The organism is Vibrio spartinae, assembly GCF_024347135.1.
In the GTDB taxonomy this organism is placed as follows: Bacteria; Pseudomonadota; Gammaproteobacteria; order Enterobacterales; family Vibrionaceae; genus Vibrio; species Vibrio spartinae.
On record NZ_AP024907.1, the window covers coordinates 270,563 to 285,612 of the forward strand.

General features: G+C 47.9%; 10 protein-coding genes and 1 pseudogene. 2 read left to right on the forward strand and 9 right to left on the reverse strand.

The annotated features are described in order from the left end of the window. Positions 1-35: 35 nt before the first annotated feature. Positions 36-1,379 (reverse strand): annotated as a pseudogene (locus tag OCU60_RS01165) (RICIN domain-containing protein); the annotation flags it as partial. 338 nt (positions 1,380-1,717) lie between these two features. Then, complete coding sequence (locus OCU60_RS01170; protein WP_074372248.1) at positions 1,718-3,061, reverse strand: aminotransferase-like domain-containing protein; 1,344 nt, start codon at positions 3,059-3,061, stop codon at positions 1,718-1,720. Between the two features lie 196 nt (positions 3,062-3,257). Here OCU60_RS01170 and ompR point away from each other — a divergent pair, with 196 nt between their 5' ends. Next, a complete protein-coding gene (ompR, locus tag OCU60_RS01175) occupies positions 3,258-3,977 on the forward strand; it encodes an osmolarity response regulator transcription factor OmpR (RefSeq protein WP_074372247.1) in 720 nt (239 codons plus the stop codon). Between the two features lie 70 nt (positions 3,978-4,047). Then, the gene (gene envZ / locus OCU60_RS01180) at positions 4,048-5,355 is read left to right on the forward strand and encodes a two-component system sensor histidine kinase EnvZ (protein ID WP_074372246.1); all 1,308 of its coding nucleotides are present in this window, start codon (positions 4,048-4,050) and stop codon (positions 5,353-5,355) included. A 34-nt stretch (positions 5,356-5,389) separates the two neighbouring features. Here the strand turns inward: envZ and OCU60_RS01185 are convergent, their stop codons facing one another. From OCU60_RS01185 to rpoZ, 7 genes are all read right to left on the reverse strand, one after another. After that, positions 5,390-6,889, reverse strand: coding sequence for a DHA2 family efflux MFS transporter permease subunit (locus OCU60_RS01185; RefSeq protein ID WP_074372245.1), 1,500 nt, complete (start codon positions 6,887-6,889; stop codon positions 5,390-5,392). Positions 6,890-6,893: 4 nt separating this feature from the next. Beyond that, entirely contained in the window at positions 6,894-8,093 is a 1,200-nt protein-coding gene (locus OCU60_RS01190) for an HlyD family secretion protein (RefSeq protein ID WP_083602602.1), read from the reverse strand. 21 nt (positions 8,094-8,114) lie between these two features. Next, positions 8,115-9,563, reverse strand: a complete 1,449-nt coding sequence (locus tag OCU60_RS01195; protein WP_074372243.1) for an efflux transporter outer membrane subunit — start codon at positions 9,561-9,563, stop codon at positions 8,115-8,117. Continuing rightward, positions 9,560-10,024 carry a MarR family winged helix-turn-helix transcriptional regulator gene (locus OCU60_RS01200; protein WP_074372242.1) on the reverse strand — a complete coding sequence of 155 codons (465 nt, stop codon included), beginning with the start codon at positions 10,022-10,024 and terminating at the stop codon, positions 9,560-9,562. Before OCU60_RS01200 ends, OCU60_RS01195 begins: the two co-directional genes overlap by 4 nt. Positions 10,025-10,300: 276 nt before the next feature. Next, positions 10,301-12,379: an ATP-dependent DNA helicase RecG gene (gene recG, locus OCU60_RS01205; RefSeq protein WP_074372241.1), complete on the reverse strand. Its 2,079-nt coding sequence runs from the start codon at positions 12,377-12,379 to the stop codon at positions 10,301-10,303. 204 nt (positions 12,380-12,583) lie between these two features. Further along, the gene (gene spoT, locus OCU60_RS01210) at positions 12,584-14,698 is read right to left on the reverse strand and encodes a bifunctional GTP diphosphokinase/guanosine-3',5'-bis pyrophosphate 3'-pyrophosphohydrolase (protein WP_074372240.1); all 2,115 of its coding nucleotides are present in this window, start codon (positions 14,696-14,698) and stop codon (positions 12,584-12,586) included. Positions 14,699-14,732: 34 nt separating this feature from the next. Continuing rightward, on the reverse strand, positions 14,733-15,005 hold the full coding sequence (rpoZ, locus tag OCU60_RS01215) for a DNA-directed RNA polymerase subunit omega (protein WP_072960479.1): 273 nt from the start codon (positions 15,003-15,005) through the stop codon (positions 14,733-14,735). Positions 15,006-15,050: the final 45 nt, after the last annotated feature.

Sequence of the window (15,050 nt, forward strand, 5' to 3'; positions counted from 1 at the left end):
GAAAAGTTATTGCCGCGTGTGTAGTAGTTTCCTTCCATAACCATATAGGCACTGTCGCCATGTAATCCGCCGGCATAGTTACCATCAAAGTAATTGTTTACCATATGCACAATGCCACCGTCCACTTTGGGCGCTCTTCCGGATGAATTTCGGATGCGGTTGTTTGCCATCGTAATCGTCTGATTTTCGGCAATCAGCAGCATGGTCCAGTAATGTTTGGCATTGCAATAGTGTCCATAATCGGTCGTGCCATCTAAGTAGTTGTTTGAGATCGTGACCTGTTTGGCGGTTCCCCAGCCGGTTACAATCATCTGACGTCCGATACGAGCGATATAATTGTGGTCAACCCAGATTCGGCTGGCATTATCGAGTGATATGGCATCACCGCCCCACACCAGTCCATCATTGATATCCGTGATCGATAGGTTACGGATGATAATGTTAGAGACACCATCGCGGAGATAAAAGCCTTTGCCTTTAATTCCGGAGCGAGAGCCGATGCCGATAATCGTTTTGTTTGAACCCACGCGCATTGGTTCTGTTCCGGCTGCATCGTAGGTAATGTTATAGGTGCTACGGCCATCACAGTAGCCTAAACGGGCGAGAATTTTTTCTTGTTTGCCATTATAGCGACAGTTGTTTTCAGAATAGGTACAGCCGGCTGATGTCGTTCTGTTCCCGCGAAAATCAATGATCCCATTGACTCGGATAATTCTGGGAGTATTGCCACGAATCGCATTTTCAAGCTGGCTTGGTGTTGAGACTGTCACCACCTGACCGCCGGCACCACCGGTTGTGCCAGTGGCGAAACCAAATGGTGTATTGGTGGTATTGGTTGAGCCGGAAGACGATGAGGATGAAGGAAATGTCCAGCGCTGATTATCCGCGCCGGTCCATGTGTATTGGACGACCCGTGAGCCATTCGCTTTTCGCGCGCCATAAACATCGACTGCCAATCCGCTGTATTTAGAAATAATCGCATACTGGCCATTGCCTTGAGCACTGATATTCCAAGACTGATTTTCGGCACCACTACAGCCCCACTGTTGCAAGTTGGTTGCTGGTTCGGCTGAATTATTGGTGACATCAATACACTGACCACTGCCCATGTTTTTGAGCGTGGCCCAGTTTGATGCATCAAGGCTGACCTGCCATTTTTGGTAGTCAGACCCGCTACAGTTCTGAATCTGTAACTGAGCACCGGCACTGTTCGATGAACCTCTGACTCCCAAGCATAAGCCTGAATTCACATCAATAATCGGTGAAATGGTGCCGTTCGGGACAGGTGCTGCGATTGCTGACTGAGGTAATCCGAGAGGCAATATGGTTGTAAAAAGTAGTCCTACAAAATGAGAACCGATGGTTTTAGTATGTCGCATCGTTCGAAAATCCTTCTCTGTTTATATCGATTGGGGCACGCCATCAACAACAAATTTAGATGAAGACTTCTGGTTGGAAGCCAACAGAATCATCACCGATGTGGCACGGTGATGTGTTGTTGGTCAATGGAACGTGTTGTGTTTAAAAAGTAATCGACATTATGATTAAAAAGTAGTCATAAGTGCTTGAAAAACAGTCGAATGATTCAAGGTGTGAATTAACATATAAAATAGTGGCTTTATATTTTATAGAATTATTTTTATAACATGATGTTTTATTTTTTATGAAACAAAAGAAGGTTGTGGATAATGGTATATAGAGTATCAATTCACCGATTTCAGACCTGAAAGGGGAGCGTGCTTGTCGTACACGTATCTATTAGGTCCTTTAATTGGTGTAGCCCCTCTCGAAAACGCGCTTCTGAGTTAATCGACATCAGCGACAAGCGGATATGGTTGGTTGGCTGGTAGACGGCAAAATAGCTGCCGCTACTGACTAAAAGATGCCGCTTTGCGGCTTCTAAGACAAAGCGTTCTGGCTGCCAGTGCGGCGGTAGTTTCAGCCAGATATGATAGCCATGTTGGTGTGGTGTCTCTGGGGTGAGAATTTCCTGAGCGATCTGCTGGCGTTGTTGGGCGAGTTGTTGTTGTCGTTGAGCCAGTTCAAAAGCCATTCCGGACGATACTAACTCGGCAGCAACTTGATAATTAAAGGGCGAAGAAAGCCAAATATTCGCGCGGATATGGGCATTTATTGTGCTGATTTGCGCATCCGGTACTTTGATAAACCCGCACCGTAATGCCGGACTAATTGCTTTGGATAAACTTGTTACGTGGAATCCTTGCTCTGGAAGCCAGTTACAAATGGCAGGAATCGGCGCAGGGTTGAGAAACCCATAGATATCATCTTCAATCAGCCAAGTGTGCGAATCGCGAATCAGTTGTGCAATGATTTCTCGTCGTGCCGCAGGCATGCTGACACCGGTGGGGTTCTGGTGTGAAGGTACCACGATAACCACTTTCGGCTTTGCGGTTTGTAGTACGTGTTGTAAGCCATCGGGCGTGATACCGTGAGCATCCATCTCGATCCCGATCACTTCACGTCTCATCAGACTGGCGATGGCGAGGATCCCCGGATAAGTCAGAGACTCAATTGCAATGGTATCTCCCGGTTTGGTCAGGGCCTCAATTAACAGGGCCAGTGCATTCTGAGCGCCATCGGTCAACAGCGTATTTTCGAGGGTTCCTCCGCTGAGGCCGTAGCGGGCTGCCCATTCAACACCAACTTGTCTGTGCTGCTGGTGGCCCGAATATTCGGCATAGCCGATTAATTGAGGTGTGATTCGGGTTGCTGCTTTTTGAAACCCATCTTGCAGGGCAATGATGTTATGGCTCAGACAGGGCTGAAGAATCGAAAAGTTGAATTCAGTTTCATCCTCCGAGGCATGAATGACCCGAGATAACTGTGATTCACCACAGACGAAGGTCCCCCGGCCGACAAAAGATTCGACACGATTTTGTTCAACCAGTAGCTTGTAAGCCTTCGCAACCGTCACCGGTGTTGTATTGAGCTCATCGGCCAGCACCCGGTGAGGGGGCAGTTTCGAATTGGGTGGATAATAGCCTTCTGTGATTCTGGAGATGATCGTCTGGGCTATCTGTTTAAACTTGGCCTCACTCACAACATACCTATTTTTCGTGCTTAGTCTTTGTGGTTTAGTGTACTGGACTCTTCGGGGGATGGAAATATGATGCGTATCGGTTGTGTGGTTTGGTGTGTCGATAAGACATAAACGTTAACAATTCTTTTCGTTCTTTGTCGGGAAATGGTGATACATTAAAATCAGAGAATTCGTATCAGATGAACAGAGGTGATGCGTGCAGGAAAGTGAAAAGATTTTAGTGGTTGATGATGATGCCCGGCTCCGTTCGTTGCTGGAGCGTTATCTGACCGATCAAGGCTACCATGTCCGAAGTGTTGCCAATAGTGAGCAAATGGATCGGTTGTTGGCTCGTGAGAATTTTCATCTCATGGTTCTGGATCTGATGTTACCCGGGGAAGACGGTTTATCTATCTGTCACCGCTTACGCCAGTCAAAGAATCAATTACCTATTTTGATGTTGACGGCAAAAGGGGATGAAGAGGATCGGATCACCGGCCTTGAACAAGGTGCAGATGATTACCTGCCCAAACCTTTCAATCCCCGGGAATTACTGGCGCGGATCAAAGCTGTGTTACGCCGTCAGGTGAATGAACTGCCCGGAGCTCCGAGTGCCGAAGAAACCCTCATTGAATTTGGTGAGTTCCGGCTCAATCTCGGAACCCGGGAGATGTTCCGCGGGAATGAGGTGATGCCACTGACTTCTGGTGAATTTGCGGTTCTGAAAGTCTTGGTATCGAATCCGCGTGAACCGATGTCACGAGATAAGCTGATGAATATGGCAAGAGGACGGGAATATTCCGCGATGGAGCGTTCTATCGATGTGCAAATTTCTCGTTTGCGTCGAATGCTGGAAGTCGATCCGGCGAAACCCCGTTATATTCAGACCGTTTGGGGATTAGGCTATGTTTTTGTGCCAGATGGTCAGCTCAATTAACCCACCCAACGCGATCGTTTACATTGGGGAGTCATTGATTTAGGCGACCCAATGATTCAGGAGTTCCATGATGCGTGCCCGCAGCGCTTTTAGCCAAACCATTTTACTTTTTCTCGTCTTACTGGTTGCCAATCAGCTCTACTCTTATTACGCCGTTTTTCACTACGCGTTACTGCCCAGTTTGCAGCAGTTTAACAAGATTTTAAGTCATGAAATTCATCTGATGCTGGATGACACGATGGATGAGCATCATGATATCCCATTGGATGCCCCGATGCGCCGACAGGTGCTGGAGAAGTTGGGCGTGACGATTCATCCGCTACATAGTCAGGCAAGTGCCGCATATCAGCAAGCCACATCGATTGATCTGATGAGTGAACAGATGAGCGAGGAACTCGGTTCTCCGACCGATGTTCGGATGAGTCTCGGGAAAAAGAGTTACGTGCTGTGGATGAAAATCGATGCATTACCGGATGTACTGCTGCGAATACCACTCTCGGAATTACAAGAAGAAGATTTTTTACCGCTGTTTTGGAATAGCCTCATGATGGCTTGCTTCATTCTATTTGGGGGCTGGTTATTTATCCGTTGGCAAAACCGCCCGCTGATCCGGCTGGAAAAAGCTGCAAAGGCTGTGGGGAAAGGGGAGATCCCCCCACCGCTTGATGAGAAAGGTTCTTCTGAAATTCGTTCGGTGACCTATGCTTTCAATCAGATGGCGCAAGGCATTCAGGCACTGGGAGAGGACCGGGCATTACTGATGGCCGGGATTAGTCATGATTTACGCACCCCTCTGACGCGCATTCGCTTGGCGACTGAGATGATGTCTGCCGATGATAGCTATCTGGCTGAAGGGATTATCAGTGATACAGAAGAGTGTAATGAAATTATTAGCCAGTTCATGGACTATCTCAAACCCGTGAATGCTCAGACTTTCCAGCCCGTTGCGATCAACGACTTAATTCTGGAGGTTGTCCGATCCGGAGAGCGGTCGGTCGCGGTTGAAACAGAATTAGCGACAGGACTGAAACCCGCATTGGGTCATGCCATTGCAATAAAGCGAGCACTGACGAACTTGATTGTGAATGCCCGCCGTTATGGGCAAGGTTGGATCAAAGTGAGCTCCGGCATGACAGCGGACAACCGATTAGTATGGATCTGTGTGGAAGATAATGGTCCCGGCATCATGGAAGAGCAGATGGGGAAAGTGTTTGAACCGTTTACCCGCGGTGATTCAGCACGAGGTAGCGAAGGGTCCGGGCTCGGGTTAGCGATCGTCAAACGAATTGTCAGTCAGCATCAAGGGCGTGTTTCCATGCATAACCGTTCAGATGGCGGGCTCAAGGTGCAGATCAGCTTCCCGGTCAAGGGAAGCTGAAACCTGTCTGACACTCGTGACCGCTGATCACGCATTATGCCGTTCTCACGGCTTTACGGGTCAAGAATATCAGTGGGACTAAGACGGCAAAGAGAATCGTCAGAATGGAAAAGAGATTGATGGTGGACATCATAAATGACTGAGACGTGATGATGCCGTTCCACTGCGTCAGGGAGCTCAATGTATCCCCATGTTGCAAAGCAGGGGCAACTTGTGGGTTATATGGTGAGATTTGCTCAGCCATGATTGAATGGTGCACACCGGCATTTCTCGACCAAATCCAACTGGTAAGTGATGATGCAAAACTGGCACCGATCGTGCGGATAAATGTCGAGAGTGATGTCGCATCCGCAATTTCAGGACCATTGAGGTCAGAGAGCAAAATCGTCGTCATTGGCATAAAGAACAGTGCAATACCAATACCCATAAATAACTGTACCGATGCAATGGTGGTAAAGTCCACATCGCTGTTAAATTTGGCACGTGCATAACAACTCAGGCCAATCACGACAAATGATAACGACGCGAGTTTTCGCATATCGAGATGGCTCCCAAAACGGCCAAGGAGCGGGGTCATAAATAGTGGGATAATGCCCATCGGTGCCGCTGCTAGCCCTGCCCAGAGCGCGGTGTAATTCATTTGACTTTGTAACCACTGCGGCAAGATCAGGTTGATACTGAAAAAGCCGGCGAATCCCAACGTCAGGATGATCGTCCCTATACAGAAATTGCGATTCGCGAATAGACGCAAATTAATGATCGGATTTTCATCGGTTAATTCCCAAATCACCATAAACACCAACATGATGACTGAGAAAATCGTCCCGCCGATAATCCAGTTATTGGCGAACCAGTCTAAATCATTGCCTTTATCGAGCACAATTTGCAAGGCGCCAATCCCTAGAGCCATGGTCATTAAGCCGACAACATCCAGTTTTGTTTTCATCGGTTGATGAGGACGCTCTTTCAACTGACTGAGGATCACCATGACCGAGAATATCCCAATGGGAATGTTAATGAAGAAAATCCAAGGCCAGCTATAGTCATAGGTGAGCCAGCCACCGAGAATCGGCCCGACAATCGGCCCGACCACTGCCACCATACCGATGAGAGCCAGCGCCATACTTCGCTTGTCTTTCGGGAAAATCGACATCAGCAAAACCTGACTCATCGGAAATAATGGGGCAGCAGCAAGTCCTTGTAGCGTGCGGAATACAACCAGTTCTCCCATGCTCTGGGAGATACCACAAAGAAATGATGTGATGCTGAAAGCAATGAGAGCACCGACATAAAGATGAACTTCACCGATACGACGGCTCAACCAAGCCGTAATCGGCAAACCGATCGCATTACTGACCGTGAATGACGTGATGACCCATGTTCCCTGATTGAGACTGACGCCCATATTGCCGGCAATGGTTGGCAGTGAGACGTTAGCAATGGTCGTATCCAGAACTTGCATGAATACACCCAGCGAGATTGCTAAGACACACAGCGCCATATTGGCGGGCTGAAATTCTTGCGATTGACTCATCTCGTCACCTGCTTACTGATTTCGCTATGAATTGTTTGGTCGCAATATCATTTTCGGTAATGATCTGATCGATCAACGGTTCGACACCTTTGAGCGTTTGGTTATAAACGTTGGTCTGATAACGTGGCGTTTTAGGTGAGCTCTGTGAGAGTAACTGCCCACTTGTATCTGAAACATCGACATTAACCATCATTGATAAACCAATTCTGAGTGGGTGTTTTTGCACATCTTGTTTATCAAATTGGATACGAACAGGGAGGCGTTGTACCACTTTGATCCAGTTACCGGTTGCATTCTGGGCCGGCAGAATAGAAAAAGCGCTGCCTGTTCCGATGCCCAGACTTTCGATAGTGCCGTGAAATACCACATCATCACCGTATAGATCGGATGTGAGGATAACTGGCTGACCGATACGCATGTCCGTCAACTGAGTTTCTTTGAAATTGGCATCAACCCACACGCTCTCTAAGGGGACGACAGCCATCAGGATCGAGCTTTGATTGATCCGTTGCCCGACTTGTACATTGCGCCGGGCAATGTAACCCGACACCGGGGCGACTAACTGAGTCCGTTGTTTCTCGAGATAGGTTTGTTTGACTTTCGCAATGGCCGTTTTGACCAAAGGGTGGGTCTCGACGGTGGTATTGTGGATCATGGCTTGCTGAGACTTGAGTTGCTGGTCTGCGACGGCTAAGGCCTTCTCCGCCGAGTTCATCATATCTTGCGCATGACTGAGTTCTTCCTGAGACAGGCCACCGACTGCTACCATATTTTTACGTCGGTCAAAGTCTGTTTTTGCCTTATTCAAGGCAATTTTTCTTTCTGCGACAACTGCTTCGGCTTGTTGAACATTATTGAATAAGCCACGAACTTTACGCACCGTCTGAGCGAGATTTGCCGTTGCATTTTCGAATGCTAACTTCGCATCAGCATTATCGAGACGAACTAATACCTGCCCTTGTTTCACATAGTCGCCATCTTCAGCGACTATCTGTGTGACGGTGCCGCTAATCTCCGGTGTGATTTGGACCAAGTTACCTTTCACATAAGCATCTTCGGTCTCCTGATGACCAACCACATAGTGCGTGTAATAAAATCCTCCGCCGATGGCTGCAATCAGAATGACGACCAGCAAAATCGTTAAGCTTTTTTTGCGTTGCCCTTTACGGGGTGAATCAACCGTTTCATTTGTATGATCTTGCATATTCATAAACCTTCATCATGATTAATTTGCTATGGTCGTAAGATGATCGCTTGGAGACGTATTATCGAAACCGCCTCCCAATGAACGTATTAAGTGAACTTGTTGTTCCTGTTGCTGGTTTTTCAACTGTGTGAATGATGATTCTGCTTGAATCAGTTGTTGTTCCGCCATGAGGACTTCAAGATGACTGCCCATCCCGGCTTCATAGCGCTTTTCTGTAATATGGTAACTTTTGTCAGCCAGACGCATACTTTGCTGGGCATCATTGAGTTGTAACGCGATTGATTTGATGATCAGAATGTTATCACTCACTTCGCCCAGAGCCTTTATCAATGCGTCATTGTATTGTGCGACAGCACGATCATAGCCTGCGGTCTTCTCAATCAGGTTGGCTTTTAAATCTCGGGTAAATAAGGGCAGGGAAATCGCCGGTCCCACGCGCCATGAACGACTGACATCCTCAAATACTGCATCGCCAAGCATGGCTTTGAATCCAGCCCAGAAGCTTAAATTCACATTTGGATAAAAACGTGTTTTCGCTGCATCGATTTCTTTACTCATTGCTTCAACTCGCCATTTGGCTGCGACAATATCAGGGCGATGAGAGAGCAGGCTCGCAGGGAGATGGGGGGGCAGTGCGAGTGCTGTTTCCATCAGTATTGAAGGGCGTTGAATCGTGGTCGCAATATCGGGTCCTTGTCCGACCAATGTCGCCAATGCGTTTTTCAGTTGGCTAATCGCCAGAGAACGTTTTTTCAGGATTTGTTTCGCCGCTGCCGTGCTGCTTTGAGCGGTATATAAGCGATCTTCTGAGGTTAACCCATTTTTCAGCAGACGCTGGGTGATATCGACAATGCGTTGGGTTCGTTGCAGATCTTGCCGGGCTAAATCTTGTAGTGCGTAAGCATTAGACAACTGAATATAGGTTTGAACAATGGCACTGGAAAGCGTCATGCTCGCTGCTTGATGATCAATTTCAGCGGCACGTTGATAATTAACAGAGGCCTCCCAAGCATCACGATTTCCGCCCCACAGATCGAGAGCATAATTTCCCGTCAGGCCAAGGGTGTAAAGTGTGCCATAACGGTTTCCTTGTCGTGTGGAATCTTCAGAACGGGAAAGTCTGGAGCGTGTTGCTCCTGCGGTTGCAGACAATGTCGGATCAAATTGGGCGTTGGCTGCCATGACCATTGCTGATGCATTGACCAGATTCGCATCTGCCAACTGCATCGTCGGGCTATGGTTTAAGGCTGTCTGGACCAAATGATCCAACTGAGTATCACCCAATGATTGCCACCATATTTGAGTTGGCCAATTGGCCGGTGACAGTTTGGGATGATTCAGTTGGTGACTGTGGGCTAAAATCGCTTGATCTACGAGGTGATTTTTCGGCTGAATGTTATTTGGCGCAGCACAACCACACAAAATCAAGGTGATGGCAATGGCTGAATGCTTCAGTAAATGCTTCATGCTTCTTCCTTGAGCTGTTTATCTTTGTAACCTGACAGGACTATTTTCTTCAGACAGTGATGCAGTTGGGCAAGTTCTTCTTTGGTGAGCGATTGAGTGAGCTCATCGAGAGAATTCATCGCCAGTGGCAGGGCACGTTGAACAATTTCTTCCCCTTTGGGCGTCAAGGCGACGCGTATCGAGCGTCGATCATTGGGATCCGGCAAACGCTGAATCAGTTCTTTTTTCTCCAACCGATCCAGTGTTCGGGTAATAGCACTGTTATCAACATTTAACGATTTGCCGATGAGAGAAGGTCGATCACAGTCAAAGAGGGAAATTTTAAACAAAACCTTACATTGGGTTGATGTGATGTCTTCCGGCATTAGGTGGGCATCAAGAATTCGATCTTTTATTTGCCCAGCCTTGGTTAATAGAAATCCGAGGTTCTCAAAAATATATTCTGGTTTTCGTTCTATCATGACGCCCGCTACCTCAATATCTGCCCAAATGTAACTGTGTACCTTGTTTTATATGGGTTGGTGATTATATTGCTCACTGACATATAATTTATTGTCGTGTCATTTATTGTCGTGGCATTAATTGACTAGGCATCTATTATTGAACAGGTTATGGGCAGGAGTCAACACCTAATATGGCTTTGTCTGTCATCCAGAGTGACAAGATTATTGATGTTGAATGAATGATTTCTAAGATGGGTGGATAGCGGGTGTTGAACGATGTCGGTTCAATAGACGTTAGGCTTTTGCATAAACATCTCGTTCACCAAGCCAGCGATCAATGATCGCTGTTGCATTGTCTGGGTAACGTTGGTGAATATGTCGTGCGATACGTTGTACTTCCGGAATCAGTTGTTGGTCCCGCACCAGATCGGCAATCTTAAAGTCAGCGAGTCCGGTCTGTTTGGTGCCGAGGAGTTCCCCGGGGCCGCGGATTTCCAGATCGCGCTGAGCAATAATAAAACCATCATGACTCTCGCGCATCACGCCCAAGCGTTTTTGAGCTGTTTTCGAGAGTGGCGGGTGATAGAGAAGCACGCAGTGGCTTGCGACTGAGCCTCGACCGACGCGGCCTCTCAGCTGGTGGAGCTGGGCCAGCCCGAGCCGTTCTGGGTTTTCGATGATCATCAGGCTTGCGTTGGGCACATCAACGCCAACTTCAATCACGGTTGTTGCAACCAGGAGATGGATCTGATGCTCTTTAAAATCTTGCATGACTTGTTGTTTCTCTGCCGACTTCATGCGCCCGTGTACCAGACCGATCCGAACACCAGGCAATTGTTGCTGAAGTAACTGACAGACTTCTTCAGCAGCCTGAGCCTCAAGAATCTCAGATTCATCAATGAGGGTACAAACCCAGTAAGCTTGTTTGCCTTCGGTCAGACATGCATGCCGAACCCGTTCAATGACATCATCTCGTTTGGTATCCGGGATGACGACCGTTTGAATCGGCGTGCGTCCCGGCGGTAGCTCATCGATGATGGAGGTTTCCAGATCGGCATAGGCTGTCATTGCCAATGTGCGTGGAATCGGGGTGGCGGTCATAATCAATTGATGTGGAAAGCAACCGTGTTTTGCCCCTTTTTCTCGCAACTCCAGACGCTGATGAACCCCAAACCGATGCTGTTCGTCAATGATGATCAATGCGAGGTGATGAAACGTGACTTGCTCCTGAAACAAGGCATGAGTACCGACGACCATGTGAATGGTACCGGAAGCAATATCAGCCAAAGTTTGCTCTTTGGCCTTGCCTTTCATTTTTCCTGCCAGCCAGCCCACGCGCAATCCCATACTCGCAAACCAGTTATTGAAATTGAGTGTATGTTGTTCCGCCAGCAATTCTGTCGGTGCCATGAGGGCAACCTGATAGCCATGTTCAATGGCCCGAAGCGCAGCCATCGCTGCGACCAGCGTTTTTCCTGACCCGACATCGCCTTGCACTAAGCGCATCATCGGATATTGCTTTGCCAGATCTGATTCGATTTCGCGTACCACTCGTTCTTGTGCGCCCGTCGGCCGGAACGGTAGTTGAGACAGAAACTGTTGCTTATATTGTTCGACATGAGGCAGCGGTAACGCCAAGTCTTGCTGACCTCGGTGTCGAACTGCCAGCATGGAGAGATTTTGCGCGAGTAGCTCTTCCATAATGAGACGCAGTTGGGCCGGGTGACGGCCCTGATCAAATTGTTCAAGCTCGATATCTGCCGCAGGCCGATGAATCGTATGTAGTGCTTGCGATAAAGAGATTTGGTGGTGATACAACCCTTCGGGTAAGAGTTCTTCCACGGCAGCTTTATCAAGAAGCGCAAGCGCCTGATCGGTTAATTGACGGAGTGTGAGTTGCCTGAGGCCATCCGTTGTTGGGTAAACAGGTGTCAGATTTGCTTCCGTATCAATCGGTTGCTGTGGTGTGTAAAACTTATATTCGGGATGAATGATCTCAAGGCCGATACTGCCACGTTTAATTTCTCCGTATGCATGAACAAATTTACCCTCGGAGAAGTTATTTTTCATCGCTGCCGTGAAATTGAAGAATCGCAGCGTCAGTGAACCATGCCCGTCGCTAATTTTGACGGTCAGCATTTTCTTGCGCCCGAAAACGGTACTCGTTTGCATGACTTCACCCTGAGTCGCACACCACAATCCGGGATGGAGCTGCGCGATGGGGTAAACCCGGGTTCTGTCCTCATAGCGGAGGGGGAGATGAAACAGCAGATCCTGTACGGTATTCAAACCGATCCGACTGAGTTTTTCAGCGACTTTGGCCCCGACGCCTGAAAGTGATGTTAACGGAATAGCTGAAAGTAATTGCGACATGGTCGGTTATTTATAATGCATTGAGTTATCAAATATTCAACCATCGAACTGTTTTTTTGTACAGGTTTTTTGTGCTTTTATTTTAAGATGAGTCGCATTGTGGTGCGATCATCAATCGGATTCGCTGTTGATAATCAGAGTGGAGCGGAAAAATAAAGACCAGATATCATTATCGATATCTGGTCATGTTTTTGTGGGAATGAATTAGCTGCGTTTGCGTCGGACTTTCAGTGCATGAGGCATCACGCGGATTTTTCGCATGATCCCTGCAAGATGAACCCGATCTTTGGTGGTCAGGAGTACCGTGATGGTGTACAGACGTCCGTCTCTTTCTTCGGTCGAGATGCCATGAATATTGGAGCCCGTATGGGAAATGACATTAGTCAGTTCTGCCAACGCACCCTGATGATTCTGCATGTCGATTTTCAGTTCAGTAATGAATTCCTGCTCATAGTCATTTGACCATTCGACGGCCATATATCTTTCAGGCTCACGTTGGTAACCACGAACATTGGCACAGGTTTCACGGTGAACGACAAGACCTCTTCCCGGAGAAATATGCGCCACAATATGATCATCGGGAATCGGGTGACAGCATTTGGCAAAATTCAGCAGAATCCCGTCGGCTCCGCGGATTGGCAGTTTTCGTTTCGGTCTGTTGTTCTCATTGACGGCCATGCCATCGGTATTGCCCAGTAAACGCCGGGCAATCACAATACTCATCAGTTCACCTAAACCAATCGCTGCCAGCATATCGTCCAGTTGTTCCATTTTTAGTTCCGTGAGAACTTTCTGGATAATCTCTGGAGCAATACTATTGATAGTTTGTTCACCCAAAGCATGGTTAAGCAAGCGTCGTCCCAAGGTGATAGATTCTTCCTTGCGCATGGTTTTTAGCACCTGACGAATCTTTGTCCGAGCTCGGGAGGTGACGACATAATTGAGCCATGCCGCGTTCGGACGAGCGCCCGGAGCACTGATGATTTCGACGGTTTGTCCGTTCTTTAAGGATTTACTCAGTGGGTATGGATTCCGGTCTACCCGGGCGCCGACACAGGTATTGCCGACATCGGTGTGCACCGCATAGGCAAAATCAACTGCGGTTGCGTCTGCCGGGAGTTCGACAATCCGTCCTTTCGGTGTAAATACGTAAATCTCATCCGGGAATAAATCAGATTTGACGTTTTCAATGAATTCAAATGAGTTCCCAGCGCTTTGCTGCAGTTCCAACAGGCTTTGCATCCACCGTTGTGCTTTGACTTGAGCGGTGGTTCCGGTGCGTTCCCCGTTGCCTTTGTAAGACCAGTGTGCTGCCACACCTTTGTCCGCCATTTGATCCATGTCGTCGGTTCGGATTTGAACTTCCACCGGTACACCATGCGGGCCGACCATTGAGGTATGAATTGACTGATAGCCGTTAGCTTTCGGTACGGCGATATAATCTTTAATGCGTCCCGGACGAGGTTTATACAGGCTGTGGACCTGACCAAGTACCCGATAACATGTGTCCGCGGTATCGACAATAATCCGGAAGGCGTAGATATCCATAATACTATGGAAGCGCTGCTCTTTAGTTTTCATCTTGTTATAGATAGAAAACAGATTCTTTTCGCGTCCCACCACTTTGGCGGTCAGGCCAACGTCTTTCAGGCGGCCTTCAATCTCGGTATGGATACGCTGGATCATCTCTTTACGATTCCCTCGTGCCGATTTGACAACATTTTTCAGCACGCGGTAGCGATTGGGGTAAAGTGCCTCAAAGCCAAGCTCTTCGAGCTCTACTTTGATATTGTGAATCCCGAGGCGGTGGGCGAGTGGCGCATAGATTTCTAGCGTTTCTCTGGCGATGCGGCGTTTCTTGTCTGGACGAAGCGCACCGAGAGTTCGCATGTTATGGGTCCGGTCGGACAGTTTGATCAGGATGACGCGGATATCCTGAACCATGGCCAGCACCATTTTGCGGAAGTTTTCCGCTTGTGCTTCTTTGCGATCACGAAATTTTAATTTGTCGAGCTTTGAAACCCCGTCAACAAGTTCGGCAACAGCGGTACCGAATTTGGTCTCTAATTCTTCTTTCGCGACCTCTGTATCTTCGATGACATCGTGGAGGAGTGCCGCTTGCAACGTTTCCAAATCCAAACGCATTTCTGCCAGAATTCGGGCCACTGCGACCGGATGTATAATATAAGGTTCTCCGCTGGAACGTGTCTGACCCTCGTGAGCATCTCTCGCGACGACATAAGAGTGACGTAGAGCCTCAATTTGAGGCTCTGTCAGATATTCCTGGGCAACGGCTTTGAGGCTATCGAATAGATACAAATTTTAGGCCCGTATGTTGTGTTACCTGCAAAAATTAACGGTTATGAGCGATACTGCTCACTGCTGCCAATTCTGCGGCTTCTTGTTCTTGTTGCTCTTGACGCTCACGAGCATCAAGCACGTCTTTTGTGATCAAACCGTCTTCAATTTCGCGTAGTGCGATAACGGTCGTTTTATCGTTTTCTTCTGGCACCAGTGAATCTTTTCCACCTGTTTGCATTTGACGAGCGCGGCGGGCCGCAATAAGGACCAAATCGAAACGGTTACCAACTTTTTCAACTGCGTCTTGAACAGTTACGCGTGCCATGAGAACTCCAACTTGTTAATAAAAATCTATAAATGACCAGAAATT